The sequence below is a fragment of the Citrobacter sp. Cpo221 genome, from assembly GCF_030332345.1.
In the GTDB taxonomy this organism is placed as follows: Bacteria; Pseudomonadota; Gammaproteobacteria; order Enterobacterales; family Enterobacteriaceae; genus Citrobacter; species Citrobacter portucalensis.
Window position 1 is genome coordinate 131,485 of record NZ_JAOWIA010000057.1, and the last position, 25,855, is coordinate 157,339.

A 25,855-nucleotide genomic window follows, 5' to 3' on the forward strand; every position below is an offset into this window, starting at 1 on the left:
CGCCGGAGGAATATCGGCAACACAATCATTTGGCCGGGATCTCAAAAAATGCCTGGAACTAAAACGGGTCTATTTACAGTGAGCATGCCTGGTTTTTGGGGAAACGTTTTGGGGAGAGTTTTGGGGAAAGAATTTTGAAGGCCCAAAAAAACGGGAACCAATCGGCTCCCGTTCTCATACAACCCAGAATGTGGATTACATGTTTTCGATGATTGCGTCACCAAACTCTGAACATTTCAGCAGCTTAGCGCCGTCCATCAGACGTTCGAAGTCATAGGTTACGGTCTTGGCGTTGATTGCGCCTTCCATACCTTTAACAATCAGGTCAGCCGCTTCAACCCAACCCATGTGGCGCAGCATCATTTCAGCAGACAGAATGATGGAACCTGGGTTCACTTTATCCTGACCTGCATACTTCGGTGCAGTACCGTGGGTTGCTTCGAACAGAGCGCATTCGTCACCGATGTTTGCACCCGGCGCGATACCAATACCACCAACCTGTGCGGCCAGCGCATCGGAGATGTAGTCACCGTTCAGGTTCATACAGGCAATCACGTCATACTCAGCCGGACGCAGCAGGATCTGTTGCAGGAACGCATCGGCGATAACGTCCTTAACCACGATCTCTTTACCGGTTTTCGGGTTCTTGATTTTCACCCATGGACCGCCGTCGATCAGTTCACCACCGAATTCTTCACGCGCTAACTGGTAACCCCAGTCTTTGAACGCGCCTTCGGTGAACTTCATGATGTTGCCTTTGTGTACCAGGGTAACTGAATCACGATCGTTGGCGATGGCGTATTCAATCGCTGCACGCACCAGACGTTTAGTCCCTTCTTCAGAACACGGTTTGATACCAATGCCGCAATGTTCCGGGAAGCGGATTTTCTTCACGCCCATCTCTTCGCGCAGGAATTTAATCACTTTCTCAGCATCGGCAGAGTCAGCTTTCCACTCGATACCCGCGTAGATATCTTCGGAGTTTTCGCGGAAGATGACCATGTCGGTCAGTTCAGGGTGTTTAACCGGGCTTGGTGTGCCCTGATAATAACGCACCGGACGCAGGCAGACATACAGGTCAAGTTCCTGACGCAGAGCTACGTTCAGAGAGCGAATACCGCCGCCAACAGGGGTGGTCAGAGGGCCTTTAATGGCAACACGATATTCACGAATCAGATCTAAGGTCTCAGCAGGCAGCCAGACGTCCTGGCCATAAACCTGAGTGGATTTCTCGCCGGTGTAGATTTCCATCCAGGAGATTTTACGCTCGCCTTTATAGGCTTTCTCGACAGCAGCATCGACAACTTTGATCATCGGTGGGGTTACATCAACGCCGATACCGTCGCCTTCAATGAACGGGATAATCGGATTTTCAGGAACGTTGAGTTTGCCGTTTTGCAGGGTGATCTTCTTACCTTCCGCCGGAACAACTACTTTGCTTTCCATTCACCTCTCCTTCGAGCGCTTCTGGTTCTGCTCGTCTGTCATCACGCTGCATGTGCATTTGCGTCCTGCTACACGGATGCGTTAGAGCAACTTTTTGTTAATGATTTGTAATGAGCGTGTCAATACTACCCTATTGTTCGCCGCCATGAAAGACACTCGTTCTTAGGCTATAATGCGGCAATTGATATAATCTGAAAATACCATGCAAAAAACTTCTTTTAGAAATCACCGGGTTGAGCGATTCAGCTCACGACAAGTCACTAAGCAGCGTAAAGAAAACCAGCCAAAACGCGTGGTTTTGTTCAATAAACCCTACGATGTTTTGCCACAATTTACTGACGAGGCTGGCAGAAGCACGTTAAAAGATTTTATTCCCGTGCCGGGAATTTATGCGGCGGGCCGACTCGACCGGGACAGCGAAGGGCTTTTGGTGCTAACCAATGACGGCGCGCTGCAGGCGCGGTTAACGCAACCCGGTAAGCGTACCGGGAAAATTTATTACGTCCAGGTTGAAGGCGAGCCGACAGCAGAAGCGCTGGACGCCCTGCGTAACGGAGTAACGCTCAATGATGGCCCCACGCTACCCGCAGGCATTGAAGTAGTAGAGGAACCCGTATGGCTGTGGCCGAGAAATCCGCCGATTCGGGAACGGAAAAACATTCCCACCAGCTGGTTGAAAGTTACCTTATATGAAGGCCGCAACCGTCAGGTACGTCGTATGACAGCGCATGTTGGATTTCCTACGCTGCGCCTCATCCGCTATGCCATGGGGGATTACACGCTGGAAAATCTTGCTAACGGCGAGTGGCGGGAACTGAAATCGTAACCGTACGGTTTAACGTGAGTGTTAACAGGGAAGAATGAAAAAAATGGATAAGCAGCTTTTTGCAGCATTCATCCTGCTCGGCGCGTCACCGTTTTGTTCAGCAAAACTGGACTGTGAGACGATTGCCGGAACAGCAGCCGGAGAGGCAAACTACCTTTATGAGTCTGCCAAAGTAAAAACCGACTCACGCCTGCATTTCTATTCTGCACCAGCAACAGAGTGTCAACTCCCCGCGTTCATGGTCAATGGCGACACCGTCGAGGTGCTCAGGAGTTCACAGCGCTACAAAAGCACGGGCATGCTTTCCAAAGATGAACCTTATCGTTACGTACGTTATCGGGACGCTAAAGGAACCTTCGCCACCGGCTGGGTCTCGGTAGTTGGGTTAACGCCGTTATCCAGTCCGCTTGCAGTAAGCGCGTCTTGCCAGACATGGGCAAATAAAGCGATGTCGCAGCGCGGGTTCTTACCCTCCTCCTCCGCAAACCACTATCAGGTAACAGGAGACACCCGCGCATGGTTCTATGCGATGCCAACCGAACAGTGTCGCAGCCCGTCCGTATTTTTAGTGCCCGGCGACCTCGTCTCTGTACAAGAACAATCCAACGATGATTTTATGGAAGCGGTCTATTACACCACCGATCGCCAAATCATACGCGGCTGGTTAAAAAAGTCGCAGTTACAGGCTATAAACAGCGGTGACCACTATCGCGGCGACATCAACCCGTTGTCGACAGACAAAGCAACAAGAGTCGCCACCCTTGGGCTACGTCACGACCACCAATGTATCTTTTATGAAAGCTGGAATGCTAAAAAGGCCATTGAAATTATCGTGCGCGAGGATCATCAAACCGCATTGTGCCGTGGAGGGGCCGACCCACAAACGTCACCTCCCGTGGCTTATATCAGTATCGACAAGGCCAGCGGTGAAATTAGCTGGCCTGATGTTACCGAAGGATTTGCTGAGGAATAAGGGGAAAACATGTTCAAACCGCACGTCACGGTCGCCTGCATTGTGCATGCAGAAGATAAATTCTTAGTCGTTGAAGAAACGATCAATGGCAAGGCCTTGTGGAATCAACCGGCAGGACACCTGGAAGCCGATGAAACGCTGGTGCAAGCCGCAGCACGCGAACTATGGGAAGAAACGGGCATTAAAGCGCAGCCGCAGCATTTCATTCGTATGCATCAATGGATTGCGCCGGACAGAACGCCCTTTTTGCGTTTTCTTTTCTCTATCGAGCTTGCCAATATGTGCGCTACAGAACCCCATGACAGCGATATAGATTGCTGTCGCTGGGTCAGCGCAGAAGAGATTTTCTCTGCGCCAAACCTGCGTTCGCCGTTGGTTGCAGAGAGTATTCGCTGTTATCAGAGCGGACAGCGCTACCCACTGGCCATGATCGGCGAATTTAACTGGCCGTTTACAGAGGGTGTCAAGTAAAGGGCTGCGTGCTAGAATATGCCGCCTTGAAGTTCAATGTCGTGAGTATTCCTATGTCTGAAAGCCCAAAAAAAGTGATCGTCGGCATGTCCGGCGGTGTCGATTCCTCCGTTTCTGCCTGGCTGTTACAACAACAGGGCTATCAGGTAGAAGGCCTGTTCATGAAGAACTGGGAAGAGGACGATGGCGAGGAATACTGCACAGCGGCCGCCGACCTTGCGGATGCGCAGGCTGTCTGTGACAAACTCGGTATTGAACTGCATACCGTCAACTTTGCCGCAGAATACTGGGACAACGTCTTTGAACTGTTCCTTGAAGAGTACAAAGCGGGCCGTACGCCGAACCCGGATATTCTGTGCAATAAAGAAATTAAGTTTAAAGCCTTCCTTGAGTTTGCCGCAGAAGATTTAGGTGCCGATTACATCGCCACCGGTCACTACGTGCGTCGCGCGGATGTCGACGGCAAAAGCCGCCTGCTGCGTGGGCTCGATGGCAATAAAGACCAGAGTTATTTCCTCTATACGCTCGGCCATGAGCAAATCGCGCAAAGCCTGTTCCCGGTCGGTGAACTGGAAAAACCGCAGGTGCGTAAAATTGCCGAAGATCTTGGTCTGATTACGGCCAAGAAAAAAGACTCCACCGGCATCTGCTTCATTGGCGAACGTAAGTTCCGCGAGTTTCTTGGTCGTTACCTGCCGGCTCAGCCAGGCAAAATCATCACCGTTGACGGCGAAGAGATTGGCCAGCATCAGGGGCTGATGTACCACACTCTGGGTCAGCGTAAAGGTCTGGGTATTGGCGGAACGAAAGAAGGGACAGAAGATCCATGGTATGTGGTGGATAAAGACGTTGAGAACAACATTCTGGTTGTCGCTCAGGGTCATGAACATCCACGTCTGATGTCCGTTGGGCTGGTGGCGCAACAGCTGCATTGGGTCGATCGCGAACCGTTCACCGGCACCATGCGCTGCACGGTGAAAACCCGCTATCGTCAGACCGACATTCCGTGCACCGTTAAGGCACTGGATGCTGAGCGTATTGAAGTCATTTTCGACGAGCCAGTCGCGGCGGTCACGCCGGGTCAGTCGGCTGTCTTTTACAATGGCGAAGTGTGCCTCGGCGGCGGCATTATCGAACAACGATTGCCTCTGCCGGTATAATTACTTACACATTTGATACAAGGAAGCAGTGAACGTGGCAAAGAATTATTATGACATCACCCTCGCCCTGGCAGGCATTTGTCAGTCGGCACGCCTGGTGCAGGAACTGGCGCACCAGGGGCATTGTGATGCCGATGCATTACACGTTTCACTGAACAGTGTCATCGACATGAATCCCAGCTCTACGCTGGGCGTGTTTGGCGGCAGCGAAGCCAATCTGCGTCTTGGCCTTGAAACGCTGCTTGGCGTACTGAACGCCAGCAGTCGTCAGGGACTGAACGCGGAACTCACCCGCTATACGCTAAGCCTGATGGTGCTGGAGCGTAAGCTGTCAGCGGCCAAGGGCGCTATGGACACGCTGGGAGACCGTATTAGCGGCTTGCAGCGCCAACTAGACCATTTTGATTTGCAGTCAGAAACGTTGATGAGTGCGATGGCTGGTATTTATGTTGACGTCATCAGCCCACTCGGCCCGCGTATTCAGGTCACGGGTTCCCCGGCCATCCTTCAGAGCCCACAAGTACAGGCTAAAGTACGCGCTTCGCTGCTGGCTGGCATCCGTGCTGCCGTGCTCTGGCATCAGGTTGGTGGAGGCCGTCTGCAACTCATGTTTTCTCGTAATCGCCTGACGACTCAGGCAAAACAAATTCTTGCTCATTTAACCCCGGAGTTGTGATCTATGGAATTATCCTCACTGACCGCCGTTTCCCCTGTCGATGGACGCTACGGCGATAAAGTCAGCGCGCTGCGCGGGATTTTCAGCGAATACGGTTTGCTGAAATTCCGCGTACAGGTTGAAGTACGCTGGCTGCAAAAACTGGCCGCGCACGCAGCGATCAAGGAAGTTCCTGCTTTTGCTGCCGACGCAATCGGTTTCCTTGATGCGATCGTCGCTAACTTCAATGAAGAAGATGCTGCGCGCATCAAAACCATTGAGCGTACGACCAACCATGATGTGAAGGCAGTTGAGTATTTCCTGAAAGAGAAAGTGGCGGATATCCCGGAACTGCACGCTGTTTCCGAATTTATCCACTTTGCGTGTACTTCAGAAGACATCAACAACCTGTCTCACGCGCTGATGTTGAAAACCGCACGCGACGAAGTGGTTCTGCCGTACTGGCGTAAGCTTATCGACGCGGTGAAAGATCTGTCTGTACAGTATCGCGATATTCCTCTGCTCTCCCGTACCCACGGTCAGCCAGCCACCCCTTCTACGCTAGGCAAAGAAATGGCTAACGTGGCTTACCGTATGGAGCGTCAGTATCGTCAGCTCAACCAGGTTGAAATTCTTGGTAAGATCAATGGTGCAGTCGGTAACTATAACGCCCACATCGCCGCTTACCCGGAAGTTGACTGGCATCAGTTCAGCGAAGAGTTTGTCACCTCGCTGGGCATCCAGTGGAACCCGTACACCACGCAGATTGAGCCGCACGACTACATTGCCGAGCTGTTTGACTGCATCGCCCGTTTCAACACCATCCTGATCGACTTTGACCGCGATGTCTGGGGTTACGTGGCGCTGAACCATTTCAAACAGAAAACCATCGCGGGTGAAATCGGCTCTTCCACCATGCCGCACAAAGTTAACCCCATCGATTTCGAAAACTCCGAGGGTAACCTGGGTCTGTCTAACGCGGTTCTGCAGCACCTGGCGAGCAAACTGCCGGTCTCCCGCTGGCAGCGTGACCTGACTGACTCTACCGTTCTGCGTAACCTGGGCGTAGGTATTGGCTATGCGCTGATCGCCTATCAGTCCACGCTGAAGGGCGTGAGCAAACTGGAAGTGAACCGCGATCATCTGCTGGATGAACTGGATCATAACTGGGAAGTTCTGGCAGAGCCGATTCAGACCGTGATGCGTCGCTACGGTATTGAGAAGCCGTACGAGAAACTGAAAGAACTTACCCGCGGTAAGCGCGTTGACGCCGAAGGTATGAAGCAGTTTATCGACGGTCTGGCGCTGCCGGAAGAAGAGAAAACTCGCCTGAAAGCAATGACGCCTGCCAATTATATTGGTCGCGCCATCACCATGGTTGATGAACTGAAGTAATCTGTTTGATGCCGGAGCGTGCTTGAGCCTGTTCCGGTCTTCCGTTCATATCGTAGTAAGCCGGAAAGCATCAGCGCTTCCGGCTTTTTTATTGTCCGCGAGATTATCCCTTCCCCCGGTTTATTAAATGTTTATCCCCACAGCCACATAATCAGCGTTAAACTATTCATACCATTATTTTAGGGAGAAACGATGATGCGCGTACTGGTTGTCGAGGATAATGCTTTATTACGCCACCACCTCAAGGTTCAGTTACAAGATTTAGGGCATCAGGTGGATGATGCAGAAGATGCGAAGGAAGCGGACTATTATCTGAATGAACATCTGCCGGATATCGCGATCGTTGATTTAGGACTCCCCGATGAAGATGGTTTGTCGCTGATCCGCCGCTGGCGCAGTAATGAGGTTTCGCTGCCGATTCTGGTATTAACCGCGCGCGAAGGCTGGCAGGACAAGGTGGAAGTCCTCAGCGCTGGCGCTGACGATTATGTCACCAAACCGTTTCACATCGAAGAAGTGGCTGCGCGCATGCAGGCACTGATGCGCCGCAACAGCGGTCTGGCATCGCAAATTATCTCCCTTCCGCCTTTTCAGGTGGACCTCTCTCGACGCGAGTTATCCGTCAATGATGAAGTTATCAAGCTCACTGCGTTTGAATACACCATTATGGAAACGCTCATCCGTAATAATGGCAAAGTGGTCAGTAAAGATTCGCTCATGCTGCAGCTTTATCCGGATGCCGAGCTGCGCGAAAGTCACACCATTGATGTTCTAATGGGACGTCTGCGTAAGAAAATACAGGCGCAGTATCCGGACGACGTCATCACCACCGTGCGTGGTCAGGGATATCTTTTTGAACTGCGCTAATGAATAAACTATTGCGTCATTTTTTCCCGCTATCGCTGCGGTTGCGCTTTTTACTGGCAACTGCGGGCGTGGTGTTGGTGCTCTCACTGGCCTACGGCATGGTTGCCCTGGTGGGCTACAGCGTCAGCTTTGATAAGACAACGTTCCGCCTGCTGCGGGGTGAAAGTAATCTGTTTTATACCCTGGCAAAGTGGGAAAACGGCAAGATAAACGTCGAGCTGCCTGAACATCTCGATATGCAAAGTCCAACAATGTCGCTGATCTATAACGAAAGCGGTGAATTGTTGTGGGCGCAGCGCAATGTTCCCTGGCTGACGAAAAGTATCCAACCGGACTGGCTAAAAACGAACGGTTTTCATGAAATTGAAGCCAATGTAAACGCCACCAGCACTTTACTGGGCGAAGATCACTCCGCTCAGCAGCAGTTAAAAGAAGTCAGAGAAGATGATGACGACGCCGAAATGACCCACTCCGTGGCGGTGAACGTCTACCCCGCCACAGCCAGAATGCCGCAACTGACCATTGTGGTTGTCGACACCATTCCTATAGAGCTAAAGCGCTCGTATATGGTCTGGAGCTGGTTTATTTATGTCCTGGTCGCCAATCTGTTGCTGGTCATTCCGCTGTTATGGGTGGCCGCCTGGTGGAGCCTGCGGCCAATTGAGTCGCTAGCGCGTGAAGTCCGTGAGCTTGAGGAACATCATCGTGAGATGCTAAACCCCGCCACCACACGCGAATTGACCAGCCTGGTTCGCAATCTCAATCGACTTTTAAAAAGCGAACGTGAGCGCTACGATAAATACCGCACCACGTTAACCGATCTCACCCATAGCCTGAAAACGCCACTGGCGGTACTGCAAAGTACGCTGCGCTCAATGCGTAATGAAAAGATGAACGTCAGCGACGCAGAGCCTATCATGCTGGAACAAATCAGCCGTATTTCCCAACAGATAGGCTATTACCTGCATCGCGCCAGTATGCGTGGCAGCAGTGCCCTACTCAGCCGCGAGCTGCACCCGGTCGCGCCGTTGCTGGATAAGCTCACCTCGGCGCTGAATAAAGTGTATCAGCGTAAAGGGGTCAACATTAATCTCGATATCTCACCTGAGATCAGCTTTGTGGGCGAACAGAATGACTTTGTCGAGGTGTTGGGCAACGTCCTGGATAACGCCTGTAAATATTGTCTGGAGTTTGTCGAGATTTCGGCGCAACTGTCTGAGGATCAGCTGCATATTCTGGTCGAAGACGATGGTCCTGGTATTCCGCAAAGCAAACGGGAAGTGGTGTTTGACCGTGGACAGCGCGTAGATACACTACGTCCCGGACAAGGCGTCGGTCTGGCGGTGGCGCGAGAAATCACCGAACAGTATGACGGGCAAATTATTGCTGGTGATAGCCTGCTGGGTGGCGCGCGCATGGAAGTTATTTTTGGCCGCCAGCAGCCGGGCCAGAAAGACGAGTAATCGTCGCATGTAATAAATATGTACTGACTTCACGCTTGAGGTTAAGTATCCGTTATAATCGGTTGCAGATACCAGCCTGCGGGATGCTCACTATGGAATACCAACTCACACTTAACTGGCCCGATTTTCTTGAACGCCACTGGCAGAAACGCCCGGTGGTCTTAAAACGCGGGTTTAATAACTTTATTGATCCTCTTTCTCCTGACGAACTGGCTGGACTGGCAATGGAAAGCGAGGTCGACAGCCGACTCGTCAGCCATCAGGATGGTAAATGGCAGGTTAGCCATGGTCCCTTCGAAAGCTACGACCATCTTGGCGAGAACAACTGGTCTTTGCTGGTGCAGGCGGTCAACCACTGGCACGAACCTACCGCCGCGCTGATGCGCCCGTTCCGTGAATTACCGGACTGGCGTATCGACGATCTGATGATTTCTTTCTCTGTACCCGGCGGCGGCGTTGGCCCGCACCTGGATCAGTACGATGTATTTATCATTCAGGGAACCGGTCGTCGTCGCTGGCGCGTAGGCGAAAAGCTGCAGTTGAAGCAGCACTGCCCTCACCCGGATCTTCTTCAGGTCGACCCGTTCGAAGCCATCATTGATGAAGAGCTGGAACCCGGCGATATCCTGTACATTCCACCGGGATTCCCGCACGAAGGCTATGCGTTAGAAAACGCGATGAACTATTCGGTTGGCTTCCGCGCGCCAAACACTCGCGAGCTGATCAGCGGGTTCGCCGATTACGTTTTGCAACGCGAACTGGGCAGCACCTATTACAGCGATCCTGACCTGCCACCGCGCGATCATCCGGCAGATGTTCTGCCGCAGGAAATGGACAAGCTGCGCGAAATGATGCTGGGTCTGATTAATCAGCCAGAACATTTTCAGCAGTGGTTTGGCGAGTTTATCTCTCAGTCTCGTCATGAGCTGGATATTGCCCCGCCGGAGCCACCGTATCAGCCAGACGAAATTTATGATGCCCTGAAACAAGGTGATGTTTTAGTGCGTCTGGGCGGATTGCGCGTATTGCGCATTGGCGATGACGTCTACGCTAACGGTGAGAAAATTGACTCGCCACATCGTCCTGCGCTGGAAGCGCTGGCCAGTCATATTGTGCTGACGGCTGAGAACTTTGAGGATGCGCTGGAAGATCCTTCTTTCCTTGCCATGCTTGCCGCGCTGGTCAACAGCGGGTACTGGTTCTTCGAAGGGTAATAGACTGTGCCTGATGCGACGCCATGCGTCTTATCAGGCCTACTGGAGTGAAATATTGTAGGCCGGATAAGCAAAGCGCCATCCGGCAACTACACATGCTTTATTTTTGTTTCGCGGCCAATTCAGCAATACGCACAATCACCTGCACCGCTTTTTCCATTCCTTCCAGCGTCACAAACTCATGCTTGCCATGATAGTTGTAGCCGCCGGTGAACAGATTCGGACACGGTAATCCCATAAACGACAGCTGCGCGCCGTCAGTGCCGCCACGGATCGGTTTCAGCACCGGCTCAATATCACAATCGCGCATCGCCTGCTGGGCGATATCCAGCACGTGCGGATGCTCAATCACTTTTTCGCGCATATTGTAGTAACTGTCTTCAATCACCAGTTCGATATAGCAGTCTGGGTGTAACCCTTTGCCAACCTTCTTGGCGATATCCATGATCTTGCGTTTACGCGCTTCAAACTGCTTACGGTCAAAATCACGAATAATGTAGTGCATATCCGCCCGATCGACCGTCCCTTTCATGCTCGCCAGATGATAAAAGCCTTCATAGTCTTCCGTCTTTTCAGGGCTTTCATCTGCCGGAACCTCAGCGTGAATACGCGCCGCCAGGGACAGCGCATTCACCATCACCCCTTTTGCGGTGCCGGGATGCACATTGTTGCCAACAATTTTGATATTAACCGACGCGGCGTTGAAGTTTTCAAACTCCAGCTCACCTACGCCACCACCGTCAACGGTATAGGCCCACTGCGCATCGAATGCCGCAACATCAAAATGCTTCGCCCCTTTACCCACCTCTTCGTCCGGCGTAAAGGCCACGCGGATATCACCGTGCGGAATATTTTTTTGGATAAGCACAGCCAGTGCGGTCATGATTTCCGCCACGCCTGCTTTATCATCCGCGCCCAACAACGTTTTACCGTCTGTGGTGATCAGCGTCTGACCCAGAAGTTGATGCAGCACCGGGAACATCACCGGCGATAAAACTTCATCACCAATGCCTAACGCAATATCGCCACCGCGATAGTTTTCAACGATTTGCGGATTGACATTTTTACCGCTGAAATCCGGTGAGGTATCCACATGGGAAATAAAGCCGATCGCAGGAATATTGCCAGCAACGTTAGCAGGTAACGTTGCCATCAGCGTGCCTTTTTCGCTCAGTGAAATATTAACCAGCCCCATCTCTTCGAGCTGTTGTTTGAGCAGTTGTAATAATTTCCACTGTCCTTCGGTGCTGGGTACCTGCCGCACGCCCGATTTTGATTGGGTGTCCAGCGACACGTAGTGTAAAAAACGCTCAAGTAGTTTATCCATGCAGTCACCCTCACTTTTTGTGACAACATTATCAATAAGCAACAAAAGACAAATATTGCGTCAGGTCACTTTTATCCCCGCAAGTGAGAATATTTCGCCCTGACATCCCCTCTGACTATAGGGCTAAGTCAGTAATTCGCAACAAGGATTGGCGATTACAATGGTTTGCCGTAGAATAACGGCCCTCATTAAGAGTCATCAAGGTGGTTAACCACAAACCCCGCATCGGTCAGCCATCCGTTGCGTTTACATGGGACAGAGTAAAAAATTGAATAAACAACCGCGTTCGCTTTCTCCACTGGTGCAATTAGCGGGAATTCGCAAAAGTTTCGATGGCAAAGAGGTGATTTCCAGCCTGGATTTGACCATCAATAATGGCGAGTTTCTTACGCTGCTTGGCCCCTCTGGCTGCGGTAAAACAACCGTTCTTCGCCTGATTGCCGGTCTGGAAACGGTTGATTCCGGTCATATTTTGTTGGACAACGAGGACATCACTCACGTTCCAGCGGAAAATCGCTACGTGAATACCGTCTTCCAAAGCTATGCGCTATTCCCCCACATGACTGTGTTTGAGAATGTGGCCTTTGGTTTGCGCATGCAAAAAACGCCCGCAGCCGACATTTCTCCCCGCGTTACCGAAGCCTTGCGCATGGTGCAACTGGAAGAGTTCGCCCAGCGAAAACCGCATCAACTTTCCGGCGGACAGCAGCAGCGCGTAGCGATTGCCCGAGCAGTGGTCAACAAACCCCGCTTACTCTTGTTAGATGAATCCCTCTCTGCGCTGGACTACAAACTGCGTAAGCAGATGCAGAATGAGCTGAAAGCGCTGCAGCGTAAGCTTGGTATCACTTTTGTCTTTGTCACACACGATCAGGAAGAAGCGCTGACTATGTCTGACCGCATCGTGGTGATGCGCGATGGTAAGATTGAGCAGGACGGTACGCCGCGCGAAATCTACGAAGAGCCAAAGAATCTGTTTGTCGCCGGGTTTATCGGCGAGATCAATATGTTTAACGCCACGGTGATTGAACGTCTGGATGAACAGCGTGTTCGTGCTAACGTTGAAGGCCGCGAGTGCAATATTTATGTCAACTTCGCGGTAGTTCCCGGACAAAAGCTGCACGTTCTGTTACGCCCTGAAGATTTACGCGTTGATGAAATCAACGATGATAATCATATCGAAGGCCTGATCGGCTACGTGCGCGAACGCAACTACAAAGGCATGACGCTGGAGTCGGTTGTGGAACTGGAAAATGGCAAAATGGTGATGGTCAGCGAATTCTTCAACGAAGATGATCCTGACTTTGACCACTCGCTCGACCAGAAAATGGCAATTAACTGGGTAGAAAGCTGGGAGGTCGTACTGGCTGATGAAGAGCACAAGTAAATTCCAGAGTGTGGTGATCTTCACCATTGTCGGTTGGCTTGTGTTATTTGTCTTTCTGCCCAACCTGATGATCATCGGCACCAGCTTTTTGACCCGTGACGACGCCAATTTCGTCAAAATGGTCTTTACGCTGGAGAACTATACGCGTCTGCTCGATCCGCTCTATTTTGAGGTGCTGGTTCACTCCCTCAATATGGCGCTGATTGCCACGCTCGCCTGTCTGGTACTCGGCTACCCGTTTGCCTGGTTTTTGGTGAAACTGCCGGAAAAAGTACGCCCGCTGCTGCTATTCCTGCTGATTGTTCCGTTCTGGACCAATTCCCTTATTCGCATCTACGGACTCAAAATTTTCCTCAGTACCAAAGGCTATCTCAACGAGTTTCTGTTATGGCTCGGCGTTATCGATACACCCATTCGCATTATGTTTACCCCCAGCGCGGTGATTATCGGGCTGGTATACATCCTGCTGCCGTTTATGGTGATGCCGCTCTATTCCAGCATTGAAAAGCTCGATAAACCGCTGCTGGAAGCCGCACGCGATTTAGGTGCCAATAAGCTTCAGACCTTCACTCGCATCATTATTCCGTTGACGATGCCGGGGATTATCGCCGGATGCCTGCTGGTCATGCTGCCCGCAATGGGGCTGTTTTACGTTTCCGACTTAATGGGCGGTGCGAAAAACCTGCTGATTGGTAACGTAATTAAAGTTCAGTTCCTGAACATCCGCGACTGGCCGTTTGGTGCAGCCACCAGCATTACGCTGACCATCGTGATGGGTCTGATGCTGCTGATCTACTGGCGCGCCTCCCGCTTACTGAACAAGAAGGTGGAACTCGAATGATCGGTCGACTGCTTCGCGGCGGTTTTATGACCGCTATCTACGCGTATCTGTATATTCCAATCATCATTCTGATTGTGAACTCCTTTAACAGTTCGCGCTTTGGCATCAACTGGCAGGGTTTTACTACCAAATGGTACGGCCTGCTGATGAATAACGACAGCCTGTTGCAGGCAGCACAGCACTCGCTGACGATGGCGGTGCTATCCGCCACGTTTGCCACCTTGATCGGCTCACTTACTGCGGTTGCGCTGTACCGTTACCGTTTTCGCGGTAAACCGTTCGTCAGTGGCATGCTGTTCGTGGTGATGATGTCGCCGGATATTGTGATGGCAATATCTCTGCTGGTGCTGTTTATGCTGATCGGCATTCAACTGGGTTTCTGGTCGCTGCTGTTCTCGCATATCACTTTTTGTCTGCCTTTTGTGGTGGTGACGGTTTACTCTCGCCTGAAAGGTTTTGATGTCCGCATGCTTGAGGCGGCTAAAGATTTGGGTGCCAGCGAAGTAACTATTCTGCGCAAGATAATACTACCACTGGCTATGCCTGCGGTGGCTGCGGGTTGGTTGCTGAGTTTTACGCTGTCGATGGATGATGTTGTTGTTTCATCTTTTGTCACCGGGCCGGGTTATGAAATTTTGCCATTAAAAATCTACTCAATGGTTAAAGTCGGCGTATCACCAGAGGTGAACGCACTGGCGACCATTTTGTTGGTTCTGTCGCTGGTTATGGTGATTGCCAGCCAACTTATTGCACGTGATAAAACCAAGGGCCGCTAAGGCCCTTAATTCAGGGGACGTTAAATGATGAAAAAATGGTCACGCCACCTGCTCGCGGCGGGAGCTCTGGCACTGGGCATGAGCGCCGCTCACGCGAATGACAACAACACGCTCTATTTCTATAACTGGACCGAGTATGTCCCGCCAGGGCTGCTGGAACAGTTCACCAAAGAAACCGGCATTAAGGTTATCTATTCGACCTACGAGTCGAATGAAACCATGTACGCCAAGCTCAAAACCTATAAAGACGGCGCATACGATTTGGTGGTTCCGTCCACCTATTACGTCGATAAAATGCGTAAAGAAGGCATGATCCAGAAGATCGACAAATCGACGTTGACCAACTTCCACAACCTCGATCCGGAAATGCTCAACAAGCCGTTTGACCCGAACAATGACTACTCCATCCCGTATATCTGGGGTGCGACGGCCATTGGCGTCAACAGCGATGCTATCGATCCTAAAACCGTCACCAGTTGGGCCGATCTGTGGAAGCCGGAGTACAAAGGCAGTCTGCTGTTAACCGATGATGCGCGAGAAGTGTTCCAGATGGCGCTGCGCAAGCTGGGATATTCCGGCAATACCACCGAGCCTAAAGAGATTGAAGCTGCCTATAACGAGTTGAAGAAGCTGATGCCTAACGTTGCTGCATTTAACTCTGACAACCCGGCCAACCCGTATATGGAAGGCGAAGTTAATCTGGGGATGGTGTGGAACGGCTCCGCGTATGTTGCGCGTCAGGCGGGCACACCGCTGGAAGTGGTATGGCCGAAAGAAGGTGGCATTTTCTGGATGGACAGCCTGTCTATTCCGGCTAACGCGAAAAACAAAGAAGGTGCGCTGAAGCTGATTAACTTCCTGCTGCGCCCGGACGTGGCGAAAGAGGTTGCGGAAACTATTGGTTATCCGACGCCAAACCTGGCAGCGCGTAAGCTGTTAAGCCCTGAAGTCGCAAATGATAAAACGCTCTACCCTGACGCAGAAACCATCAACAAAGGGGAATGGCAGAACGATGTCGGTTCCGCCAGCGCTATCTATGAAGAGTATTACCAGAAGCTGAAAGCAGGACGCTAATTCAGCGGTGTAAGGAATGCCCGATGGCGCTACGCTTATCGGGCCTACATCAATGCAAACCGTAGGCCGGATAAGGCATTTACCGCCATCCGGCAAAAAAAAATCACAGCCCTTTCAATAACTTCTCAACAAACTCAGGCACTACCTGGCTTGCCGGACCGTAATACTTCTCTTCAAACTCGCTGCCTACCTGGCTCGGTTCGAGGTTTAGTTCTACCGTATGTGCCCCATGCAGCCGCGCCTCATGCACAAAACCCGCTGCCGGATAAACATGTCCCGATGTGCCAATCGCAATGAACACATCTGCCATTGCCAGTGCCATATAAATTTCATCCATACCCAGCGGCATTTCACCAAACCACACTACGTGTGGTCGCAGCGGTGCCGGAAACTGGCAGCAATGACATTTATCTTCCGGGGTCACATCGCCCGTCCATTCCAGAATCTGCCCGCTTTGCGAACAGCGAACTTTGAGCAACTCGCCGTGCATATGGATAACGTTCTGGCTGCCCGCACGCTCATGCAGATTATCAATGTTCTGCGTCACCAGTAAAAAACGATCGCCCAACTCGGCTTCGAGTTTTGCCAGTGCGATATGCGCCGCGTTGGGCTGGATTTCCGGCTGTTGCAACTGATGGCGACGGGCGTTATAAAACGACTGAACCAATTCCGGGTTTCGACTAAATCCTTCCGGAGTCGCAACGTCCTCTACCCGATGTTCTTCCCAGAGACCATCCGCCGCGCGGAATGTTCGAATTCCTGACTCAGCGGAGATTCCCGCTCCAGTCAGTACCAGCACTCTTGGTTTTTCCATCAATTCAGGCACCACTCTGTCTCTGAAAAAGATTCGTTGACGCAGGCGATCGCGCAAATGGCGTTTATTTTTACGAAAGCGGCTTAACCGATGACCCCGACGCGACAGCATAACAACCTCTTTGTATTAATCGGTAAGATGTAGGAAAGCAGCCCCGCGCATCCCGCCGGCATCACCGTGCCGTGCCTGCTCAATACGCGGTACCCGGGCAACCGGCAGCAGATGACGCGGCAATCGGTTCGCCAGTTGCGTCGTAATAGCGGTAAAATTCGACAAGCCTCCGCCAATCACCACCAAATCAGGATCGACGATAGTCAGGATATTCCCAAGACACACCGCCAGCAAATCCAGATAGCGTTCAACGTGGGCCAGCGCGTGCTCATCACCCTGCTCCCACAGCGCGATAATTTCGCGGGCATCCAGCGGTTGATGGTAGTAATGCTGATACAACCACGCAAATCCACCGCCGGAAAGATAACTTTCGATGCATCCCAGTTGACCGCATCCGCAGCGGCGCAGCGGGAAATCAAAGCCCATCAGCGTCAGCGCATCGACCGGCAAACGAATATGACCAAACTCACCGGTGATATAGCTGCGTCCGGTGATGGATTTCCCGTTAAGCACCAGGCCGCCGCCGACGCCCGTACCGAGGATCAACCCCATCACCAGCGGATACTGGGTGAACTCGTCATCCCAGGCTTCGGAGAGAGCAAAACAGTTCGCATCGTTATCCAGACGCACATCGCGGTCAAGGCGAGCGCTGAGATCGGCGCGGAGCGGTTTGCCACTGGCGGCAGGAACGTTGGCCGCGTACAGCGTGCCGTCTTCGGTTTCCGGCATGCCCGGAATGCCGATGCCTACCGAACCTTTGATGCCAAACCGCTGATCCGCTTCCGTCACCAGATTGCAGACCGCATCAAGGAAAGCGTCGTAGCTGTCGCGAGGCGTAGGAACGCGAGTTTCCCATTGCAGACGACGTTGCTTATCAAACACGCCCAGCGCAATTTTGGTCCCGCCGATGTCAAATCCGTAATACATCACCGCTCCTTGATACACGTCATCCTTCAAGATGCCTCTGCGTTGGCTACGCCTTGATGCAGCATGAATGCTGTCGTGTATTATTGTTGTTATTGGCCGCTAAGTACTCTCGCAGGATCAATATTGCTGGCGCGACGCGCCGGATACCAACTTGCCAAAAGACTCAGCACGAGTGCTGTCACCAGCACGTAAATCACATCCAGCCAGTGTAATTCCGATGGCAGGAAGTCAATGAAATAGATATCGCCGGACAGGAACTGATGGCCGATAAGCGCCTCAATCCCGTTTATGATCGGCGTCAGTTGCAACGAGACAACCACCCCGATGACGACGCCTATCAGGCTACCGAACAGACCCGCCAGCAGGCCGTACCAGACAAAAATGGCACGGATCAACCCATCTTTCGCCCCGAGTGTTCTTAATACCGCAATATCGCCACTTTTGTCTTTTACCGCCATCACTAACGTGGAAACGATATTAAAACAGGCCACGCCAATCACCAGCACCATAGCCAGATACATAATGGCGCGGATCATTTGAATATCGCGGTACATATAGCCGTAGGTGCCAATCCAGCTCTTGATGTAAACATAGTTATTGGTGACTTCACCCGCGTCTCGCACCAGCTTATTGGCGTTAAACACGTCGTTAACCTTCAGCGCGATCCCGGAAACGCTGGTTCCCATATCGAGATATTGCTGCGCATCTTCCATTGGGATCATGGCAAAGCTGTGATCGAGCTGACCGCTCAGTTGCAGGATCCCCGTCACGTGCAAACGCACGCGTTTAGGCTGCTGTAGCTTATGATCCGCACTGGCGTTAGGGATCATAATCGACACCCAGTCGCCCTGCTTCACCTTCAGCGCATCGGCAATACCCTTACCAATGATGATTTGTTGTTCACCGGCTTTAAAATTATCCCAGGCGTGGTTTTGCACAAAGGATGGCAGCGCGCTTAAACGCTGTTCCTGTTTCGGGTCAACGCCCTTCACCTGCACCGCGCGTAAGTTCGCCCCGCTCTCCACCAGTCCGGTAAAGTTGATATAAGGCGCCGCGGCGACAATACCCGGCACTTTTTGTACCTTGTCGAGCGCTTCCTGCCAGTTATTCCACGGCTGATTTACGGCTTCAATCTCTCCGTGTGGGACTACGGCCAGAATACGGTTGTTCAGCTCACGCTCAAATCCGTTCATGGCACTTAAACCGACGATCAGCACCGCCACACCCAACGCGATGCCAACGGTAGATATCACCGAAATCAAAGAAACCATACCGCCGCGACGCCGACCACGGCTAAAGCGCAGACCAATCAATAACGATAAAGGCGAAGCCATTACTCAGCTCCCATCAAGCTCAGTTCAGCCGTCAGGCGACCATCGCGCATTTCAAGCTGGCGACTCATCCGCTTCGCCAGTTGCAGATCGTGCGTCACCACCAGAAATGCCGTGCCCTGAGAGCGGTTCAGCTCGCCCAGAAGCTCAAAAATGCTGTCCGCGTTACGCGCATCCAGGTTACCTGTTGGCTCATCTGCCAGGACCAGGCGCGGGTTATTCACCAGCGCACGCGCGATGGCCACACGCTGGCGTTCGCCGCCAGACAGTTCAGACGGGCGATGACTGGCACGATGATCCAGCCCTACTGCTTTCAGCATATCCCGTGCGCGCTCGGTGATTTCAGCCGGTTTTTTCTTGCCGATCAGCAGCGGCATCGCTACGTTTTCCAGCGCGGTAAAATCCGGCAGCAAATGGTGGAACTGGTAAATAAAGCCCAGCTTCTGATTACGCAGTTCCGCTTTCGCCGCCGACGAGAGCTTGCTCATTGGCTGACCGCTAAAAATGACGTCGCCGGAAGTCGGGGTATCCAACCCACCTAACAGATGCAGCAGCGTACTCTTGCCGGAGCCGGAGCTGCCGACAATCGCCATCATCTCACCTTCACCGACGCAAAAACTGACATCGTGCAGTACATCGGTCTGCACAGTGCCTTCCTGATAGCGTTTGCACAGGTTGTCGCATTGCAACAGGATCTTATTCATAACGTAAAGCCTCAGCGGGTTGAGTGGCGGCAGCGCGCCAGGAAGGATAAAGCGTAGACAGCAGCGCGATGGCCATCGCCACCAGCGCAATGACGATAACCTGCAGCGGCTCGATAGCGACCGGCAGCGCAGCGCCATCCAGCAGCACACCAATAATTGGCATCAGATTGTTCAGTTGGCTGGCGAGCAATGCACCCAGTACAGCGCCCAGCAGCGCGCCAATCACCCCGGCACTGGCCCCCTGAACCATAAACACCATCATTATCTGCCGCGGCGTTAGCCCCTGCGTTTGTAAAATCGCCACTTCCCCTTGCTTCTCCATTACCATCAGACCCAGCGAGGTAATAATATTAAAAGCCGCCACCGCCACGATCAGGCTAAGCAGCAGCCCCATCATGTTCTTTTCCATGCGCACGGCCTGGAACAGTTCCCCTTTGCGCTCGCGCCAGTCCTGCCATTTGGTGCCTTGCGGCAGCGTTTGCTGGCTCAGCGAGTCAACTTTTAACGGTTCGTTCAGCCACAGACGCCAGCCAGTGATATTACCCACCGGATAGCGCATCAGACGCGAGGCATCCTGAATGTTGGTCAGCATCTGGTAGCCATCGACTTCGCTGTTGGCGGCGAAAGTGCCAATCACCGTAAACAAACGCTGGCTCGGCAAACGCCCCATCGGCGTAAACTGGCTGGCCGAGGGCACCATCACACGGATTTGATCGCCACGGTTCACGCCCAACTGCCCGGCAAGCTGCTCGCCGAGGATGACATTATACTTACCCGGTTGCAGATCTGTTTGCTTCACATTGACCAGATACGGCGTTAACGGATCTTTTTGTGCCGGATCGATACCGAGCATCACGCCGACCGCCACGCTACGCGCGCTTTGCAGCACCACATCTCCCGTAGTTATGGGTGCAACGCGGTTGACGCCGTTCAACACCACCGCTTTTTCCGGCAGTTGTTGCGGGTTGAGGGAACCCTGTTCAGACGAGAGTACGGCCTGAGGCATCAGGCCAAGAATATTGTTTTGCAGCTCGCGCTCGAAACCGTTCATCACCGACAACACCGTGACCAGCGCCATTACCCCGAGAGTAATGCCTATGGTGGAGAGCCAGGAAACGAAGCGACCGAAGCGATCTGCTGCACGCCCACGCATATAACGCAGGCCGATGAATAGAGCGACAGGTTGGTACATGAAATCCGTCTGGTTGCTGTTAGCAAAGTCACGAGTATATAAGCGAAAGCGGAATGGGTAAATGACTGAACCGTAAGTGTTCGTCAGCACTATTCCTAAAAGTATAAATAAATCAATTCGCTAAAGTTGTCCCTCTTCCCTTCAGCCCGGGTCCCTGATCTTTATCTTAAAAAAACAAAATGCAGACAGTTACGCATTACAGCGCACAGTGGGTTGCGCAGGATGGCAGGCTATAGCCAACAATATGGATACGCCGTCTCGATGAAGAAAAAAGAACTATGGATTAATCAAATCAAAGGGTTATGTATTTGTCTGGTGGTGATTTACCACTCGGTAATCACATTTTACCCGCACCTTACTACTTTTCAGCATCCGCTTTCAGAGCTGCTGAGCAAATGCTGGATTTACCTCAATTTGTACCTGGCGCCATTTCGCATGCCGGTGTTTTTCTTTATTTCGGGATATCTGATCCGTCGCTACATTGATAGCGTCCCGTGGACAACCTGCGTGGATAAACGGATCTGGAGCATTGCCTGGGTGCTGGTACTTTGGGGTGTGGTGCAATGGCTGGCGTTAGTCGCGATCAATAACTGGTTGGCCCCACAGCGCGATCTGAGCCATGCCGCCAACGCCGCTTATGCCGATTCGATCACAGGTTTTACCCACGGAATGCTGACCGCCAGCACCAGCTTGTGGTATCTGTATGCGCTGATTGTCTATTTTGTTCTGTGTAAGATTTTCAGCCGCTGGGCGGCGCCGCTGTTGGCGTTATTTGTGGTGCTGAGCGTGGCGATCAATTTTGTCCCGACGCCGTGGTGGGGAATGAACAGCGTGATTCGCAATCTGCCCTGGTACAGCCTCGGTGCATGGTTTGGCGCAACGCTGATGGTATGGATCAAGGAGGTGCCTCTGCGCCGCCATGCGGTCATTGTTCTGGTTAGCGCAATCGCCGCTGTCGTCGCGTGGCTGGCAAATGTCTCACTATTACTTTCTCTGCTTTCCATTGTGCTGATCATGAAGCTGTTTTATCAATTTGAGCTGCGCTTTGGTATGCGTGAGTCCGGCCCGTTAAGCGTGATTGGTGCCAATACCATCGCTATCTACACTACCCACCGTATTTTGGTTGAGCTGTTCAGCTTAACGCTAATCCCCAAAATCAATCATGCCGCCTGGCCTGCCTATGCGGAGCTGGCCCTGCTGCTGGTGTATCCGTTCGCCTGCCTGCTGCTGTGCACCTTGTTTGGCCTGTTGGTACGTAATATTTCACAAAAAACAGTGGCTGACCTGCTCTTTTCCCCGCCTTCTTTATCGGCTGTCTCGCGCTAACCCCTACGCGCTTTTTGCCCCCATCAGGGGGCGAATCAATTTGCTTATGAGAAACGATCACGGATAATAAAGAACATTGCTTATCAGATGTATATCTAAACGAGATCCTGACAACCGAATGCCTGAACAACATCGTTATACGCTCCCGGCGAAAGCTGGCGATCAGCGCCAGTTAGGTGAGCTTACCGGTGCAGCCTGCGCAACGCTGGTCGCCGAAATCGCCGAACATCACGCGGGTCCAGTGGTCCTGATCGCGCCGGACATGCAAAATGCGCTGCGTCTGCATGATGAAATTCGTCAGTTTACCGACCAGATGGTGATGAACCTGGCCGACTGGGAAACGCTACCCTACGACAGCTTTTCTCCCCATCAGGAGATTATCTCCTCGCGGCTCTCCACGCTGTATCAACTGCCTGCCATGCAGCGCGGCGTGCTGATCGTTCCGGTAAATACACTGATGCAGCGCGTTTGTCCGCACAGCTATCTGCACGGCCATGCGCTGGTCATGAAAAAGGGCCAGCGACTTTCACGTGACGCTCTGCGTGAACAGCTGGACAGTGCGGGCTATCGCCATGTTGATCAGGTCATGGAACACGGCGAATACGCCACCCGCGGCGCGTTGTTGGATCTGTTCCCGATGGGCAGCGAGTTGCCTTATCGTCTGGATTTCTTTGATGACGAAATCGACAGCCTGCGTCTGTTTGATACCGACACCCAGCGCACGCTGGAAGAAGTCGATGCCATTAATTTGCTTCCCGCCCACGAATTCCCGACTGACAAAACGGCCATCGAGCTATTCCGTAGCCAGTGGCGCGATACCTTTGAGGTGAAACGCGACGCCGAACATATTTACCAGCAGGTCAGCAAAGGCACGTTACCTGCGGGTATTGAATACTGGCAACCGCTGTTTTTCTGCGAGCCGCTGCCGCCGCTGTTCAGCTACTTCCCCTCCAATACATTATTGGTGAATACCGGTGATATCGAGACCAGCGCAGAACGCTTCCAGGCCGATACCCTGTCACGCTTTGAAAATCGAGGTGTTGATCCGATGCGCCCGCTTCTGCCGCCGGAATCGCTGTGGCTGCGGGTTGATGAGCTGTTTTCTGAACTTAAACGCTGGCCGCGCGTTCAACTGAAAACCGAGAGTCTGGCGAACAAAGCAGCAAATACCAACCTCGGGTTCCAGAAGCTGCCGGATATTGCCGTTCAGGCGCAGCAAAAAGCGCCGTTAGATGCGTTACGTAAATTCCTTGAAGGCTTCACCGGTCCGGTGATTTTCTCGGTGGAAAGTGAAGGCCGCCGTGAAGCGCTTGGCGAACTGCTCGCCCGTATCAAAGTGGCGCCGAAGCGGATATTGCGACTCGATGAAGCCGTAGATAACGGTCGTTATCTGATGATTGGCGCAGCTGAGCACGGCTTCATCGATAGCAAACGCAATCTGGCGCTGATTTGTGAAAGCGATCTGCTTGGGGAACGCGTGGCGCGCCGCCGCCAGGATTCTCGTCGCACCATCAACCCGGATACGTTAATTCGTAACCTCGCAGAGCTGCATCCCGGTCAACCGGTGGTGCATCTGGAGCACGGCGTGGGCCGTTATGCCGGTATGACCACGCTGGAAGCGGGCGGCATCACCGGTGAATACCTGATGCTCACTTATGCCAACGACGCCAAACTGTACGTGCCGGTGTCGTCACTGCATCTGATCAGCCGCTATGCCGGTGGCGCGGAAGAGAATGCGCCGCTGCATAAACTTGGCGGCGATGCCTGGTCACGCGCCCGACAGAAAGCCGCTGAGAAGGTGCGCGATGTTGCGGCAGAGCTGCTGGATATTTATGCCCAGCGCGCGGCGAAAGAAGGCTTTGCCTTTAAGCATGACCGTGAACAGTACCAGCTGTTTTGCGACAGCTTCCCGTTTGAAACCACGCCTGACCAGGCGCAGGCGATTAACGCGGTACTCAGCGATATGTGTCAACCGCTGGCCATGGACCGCCTGGTGTGCGGCGACGTCGGCTTTGGTAAAACCGAAGTCGCGATGCGCGCGGCCTTTCTCGCCGTAGAGAACCACAAGCAGGTTGCCGTGCTGGTGCCGACCACCCTGCTCGCACAGCAGCACTTCGACAACTTCCGCGACCGCTTTGCCAACTGGCCGGTACGCATTGAGATGTTGTCCCGTTTCCGTAGCGCCAAAGAGCAAGCGCAGATTCTGGAGCAAGTTGCCGAGGGAAAAATTGATATTCTCATCGGCACGCACAAACTGCTGCAAGCGGATGTGAAGTTAAAAGATCTGGGTCTGCTGATTGTCGATGAAGAGCACCGTTTCGGCGTTCGCCACAAAGAACGCATCAAGGCGATGCGCGCAGATGTCGATATTCTGACCCTGACGGCAACGCCAATTCCACGTACGCTCAATATGGCAATGAGCGGCATGCGCGATCTGTCGATTATCGCCACGCCGCCCGCTCGTCGTCTGGCGGTCAAAACCTTCGTGCGCGAATACGACAACCTGGTGGTACGCGAGGCGATCCTGCGTGAAGTTCTGCGCGGGGGACAAGTTTATTATCTGTTTAACGACGTCGAAAACATCCAGAAAACCGCTGACAGGCTGGCTGAACTGGTGCCGGAAGCGCGTATTGGTATCGGTCACGGACAAATGCGCGAGCGCGAACTGGAACGCGTGATGAACGATTTCCACCATCAGCGTTTTAACGTGCTGGTGTGTACCACCATTATCGAAACCGGGATCGACATCCCCACCGCTAACACCATCATCATCGAACGAGCGGATCACTTCGGTTTAGCGCAATTACACCAGCTGCGCGGTCGTGTGGGACGTTCTCACCACCAGGCTTACGCCTGGCTGCTGACGCCGCATCCGAAAGCAATGACCACCGACGCGCAAAAACGTCTGGAAGCCATCGCCTCGCTGGAAGATTTGGGCGCAGGTTTTGCGCTGGCGACCCACGACCTCGAAATTCGCGGCGCCGGGGAATTACTGGGTGAAGATCAGAGTGGTTCCATGGAAAGCATCGGCTTCTCATTGTATATGGAACTGCTGGAAAACGCGGTCGATGCGCTCAAAGAAGGGCGTGAGCCGTCACTGGAAGATCTCACCAGCCAGCAAACCGAAGTTGAACTGCGCATGCCGTCTCTGCTGCCGGATGACTATATCCCGGATGTAAACACCCGACTGTCGTTCTACAAGCGCATTGCCAGTGCGAAAGGCGAAAACGAACTGGAAGAAATTAAGGTTGAGCTGATAGACCGTTTTGGCTTGCTGCCCGACCCGGCTCGTACGCTGCTGGATATCGCCCGTTTACGCCAGCAGGCGCAGAAACTGGGGATCAGAAAGCTCGAAGGCAATGAAAAAGGCGGTACCATTGAATTTGCCGAGAAAAACCACGTCAACCCGGTCTGGCTGATTGGTTTACTGCAAAAGCAGCCGCAGCACTTCCGTCTGGACGGTCCAACCCGGCTGAAATTCATGCAGGAGTTGAGCGAGCGTAAAACGCGGATCGACTGGGTCCGCCAGTTTATGCGTCAGCTTGAAGAAAACGCCGTAGCATAAGCATAGCAAA

At 52.7% G+C, this 25,855-nt stretch carries 22 protein-coding genes; 15 read left to right on the forward strand and 7 right to left on the reverse strand.

The features are described 5' to 3' along the window. Positions 1-195: 195 nt before the first annotated feature. Positions 196-1,446 carry an NADP-dependent isocitrate dehydrogenase gene (icd, locus tag OGY72_RS16230; RefSeq protein ID WP_003030769.1) on the reverse strand — a complete coding sequence of 417 codons (1,251 nt, stop codon included), beginning with the start codon at positions 1,444-1,446 and terminating at the stop codon, positions 196-198. A 202-nt stretch (positions 1,447-1,648) separates the two neighbouring features. Between icd and rluE the strand changes: the two genes are divergently transcribed. The 9 genes from rluE to roxA all read left to right on the forward strand — a co-directional run bounded on the left by rluE (position 1,649) and on the right by roxA (position 10,470). After that, complete coding sequence (rluE, locus tag OGY72_RS16235; RefSeq protein WP_003832405.1) at positions 1,649-2,272, forward strand: 23S rRNA pseudouridine(2457) synthase RluE; 624 nt, start codon at positions 1,649-1,651, stop codon at positions 2,270-2,272. Between the two features lie 34 nt (positions 2,273-2,306). Next, the gene (locus OGY72_RS16240; RefSeq protein WP_279274842.1) at positions 2,307-3,245 is read left to right on the forward strand and encodes a hypothetical protein; all 939 of its coding nucleotides are present in this window, start codon (positions 2,307-2,309) and stop codon (positions 3,243-3,245) included. A 9-nt stretch (positions 3,246-3,254) separates the two neighbouring features. After that, on the forward strand, positions 3,255-3,716 hold the full coding sequence (locus OGY72_RS16245) for an NUDIX hydrolase (RefSeq protein WP_008784446.1): 462 nt from the start codon (positions 3,255-3,257) through the stop codon (positions 3,714-3,716). A 53-nt stretch (positions 3,717-3,769) separates the two neighbouring features. After that, positions 3,770-4,876: a tRNA 2-thiouridine(34) synthase MnmA gene (gene mnmA / locus OGY72_RS16250; protein WP_003832402.1), complete on the forward strand. Its 1,107-nt coding sequence runs from the start codon at positions 3,770-3,772 to the stop codon at positions 4,874-4,876. 34 nt (positions 4,877-4,910) lie between these two features. Further along, the gene (gene hflD, locus OGY72_RS16255; protein ID WP_003832401.1) at positions 4,911-5,552 is read left to right on the forward strand and encodes a high frequency lysogenization protein HflD; all 642 of its coding nucleotides are present in this window, start codon (positions 4,911-4,913) and stop codon (positions 5,550-5,552) included. A 3-nt stretch (positions 5,553-5,555) separates the two neighbouring features. Beyond that, positions 5,556-6,926: an adenylosuccinate lyase gene (gene purB, locus OGY72_RS16260; protein ID WP_003832400.1), complete on the forward strand. Its 1,371-nt coding sequence runs from the start codon at positions 5,556-5,558 to the stop codon at positions 6,924-6,926. Positions 6,927-7,121: 195 nt separating this feature from the next. After that, positions 7,122-7,793, forward strand: a complete 672-nt coding sequence (gene phoP, locus OGY72_RS16265) for a two-component system response regulator PhoP (protein WP_003846709.1) — start codon at positions 7,122-7,124, stop codon at positions 7,791-7,793. Continuing rightward, positions 7,793-9,256, forward strand: a complete 1,464-nt coding sequence (gene phoQ, locus OGY72_RS16270) for a two-component system sensor histidine kinase PhoQ (RefSeq protein ID WP_126318419.1) — start codon at positions 7,793-7,795, stop codon at positions 9,254-9,256. Before phoP ends, phoQ begins: the two co-directional genes overlap by 1 nt. A gap of 92 nt (positions 9,257-9,348) precedes the next feature. Beyond that, complete coding sequence (roxA, locus tag OGY72_RS16275) at positions 9,349-10,470, forward strand: [50S ribosomal protein L16]-arginine 3-hydroxylase (RefSeq protein WP_003030786.1); 1,122 nt, start codon at positions 9,349-9,351, stop codon at positions 10,468-10,470. A gap of 100 nt (positions 10,471-10,570) precedes the next feature. Here roxA and pepT read toward each other — a convergent pair whose 3' ends face one another. Further along, entirely contained in the window at positions 10,571-11,797 is a 1,227-nt protein-coding gene (gene pepT / locus OGY72_RS16280) for a peptidase T (protein ID WP_286548319.1), read from the reverse strand. Positions 11,798-12,047: 250 nt separating this feature from the next. Between pepT and potA the strand changes: the two genes are divergently transcribed. Genes potA through potD form a run of 4 tightly spaced genes read left to right on the forward strand, consistent with a single transcriptional unit; the run spans position 12,048 to position 15,875 of the window. Next, entirely contained in the window at positions 12,048-13,184 is a 1,137-nt protein-coding gene (gene potA, locus OGY72_RS16285) for a spermidine/putrescine ABC transporter ATP-binding protein PotA (protein ID WP_003832287.1), read from the forward strand. Further along, positions 13,168-14,025, forward strand: a complete 858-nt coding sequence (potB, locus tag OGY72_RS16290) for a spermidine/putrescine ABC transporter permease PotB (RefSeq protein WP_003832285.1) — start codon at positions 13,168-13,170, stop codon at positions 14,023-14,025. The genes potA and potB overlap by 17 nt, the downstream gene beginning before the upstream one ends. Continuing rightward, positions 14,022-14,801 (forward strand): spermidine/putrescine ABC transporter permease PotC, encoded by a 780-nt coding sequence (gene potC, locus OGY72_RS16295; protein ID WP_003030794.1) that lies wholly within the window; start codon positions 14,022-14,024, stop codon positions 14,799-14,801. The genes potB and potC overlap by 4 nt, the downstream gene beginning before the upstream one ends. A 27-nt stretch (positions 14,802-14,828) precedes the next feature. Beyond that, a complete protein-coding gene (gene potD, locus OGY72_RS16300; protein ID WP_048233838.1) occupies positions 14,829-15,875 on the forward strand; it encodes a spermidine/putrescine ABC transporter substrate-binding protein PotD in 1,047 nt (348 codons plus the stop codon). Positions 15,876-15,978: 103 nt separating this feature from the next. Here potD and cobB read toward each other — a convergent pair whose 3' ends face one another. The 5 genes from cobB to lolC form a co-directional block, all read right to left on the reverse strand. Further along, positions 15,979-16,800, reverse strand: coding sequence for a Sir2 family NAD+-dependent deacetylase (cobB, locus tag OGY72_RS16305; protein WP_003832281.1), 822 nt, complete (start codon positions 16,798-16,800; stop codon positions 15,979-15,981). A 15-nt stretch (positions 16,801-16,815) separates the two neighbouring features. Next, positions 16,816-17,727, reverse strand: a complete 912-nt coding sequence (gene nagK / locus OGY72_RS16310; protein WP_003832280.1) for an N-acetylglucosamine kinase — start codon at positions 17,725-17,727, stop codon at positions 16,816-16,818. Between the two features lie 89 nt (positions 17,728-17,816). Next, positions 17,817-19,061, reverse strand: a complete 1,245-nt coding sequence (gene lolE / locus OGY72_RS16315) for a lipoprotein-releasing ABC transporter permease subunit LolE (protein WP_003030804.1) — start codon at positions 19,059-19,061, stop codon at positions 17,817-17,819. Beyond that, positions 19,061-19,762, reverse strand: coding sequence for a lipoprotein-releasing ABC transporter ATP-binding protein LolD (gene lolD, locus OGY72_RS16320; RefSeq protein WP_003832278.1), 702 nt, complete (start codon positions 19,760-19,762; stop codon positions 19,061-19,063). Before lolD ends, lolE begins: the two co-directional genes overlap by 1 nt. After that, a complete protein-coding gene (lolC, locus tag OGY72_RS16325) occupies positions 19,755-20,954 on the reverse strand; it encodes a lipoprotein-releasing ABC transporter permease subunit LolC (protein WP_198579738.1) in 1,200 nt (399 codons plus the stop codon). The genes lolD and lolC overlap by 8 nt, the downstream gene beginning before the upstream one ends. 261 nt (positions 20,955-21,215) lie before the next feature. On the opposite strand from lolC, the gene OGY72_RS16330 reads away from it, so the two are divergent. Together OGY72_RS16330 and mfd are read left to right on the forward strand one after the other, a co-directional pair. Then, the gene (locus OGY72_RS16330; RefSeq protein ID WP_286548326.1) at positions 21,216-22,280 is read left to right on the forward strand and encodes an acyltransferase family protein; all 1,065 of its coding nucleotides are present in this window, start codon (positions 21,216-21,218) and stop codon (positions 22,278-22,280) included. Between the two features lie 118 nt (positions 22,281-22,398). Then, complete coding sequence (gene mfd / locus OGY72_RS16335; RefSeq protein ID WP_126956043.1) at positions 22,399-25,845, forward strand: transcription-repair coupling factor; 3,447 nt, start codon at positions 22,399-22,401, stop codon at positions 25,843-25,845. Positions 25,846-25,855 lie beyond the last annotated feature (10 nt).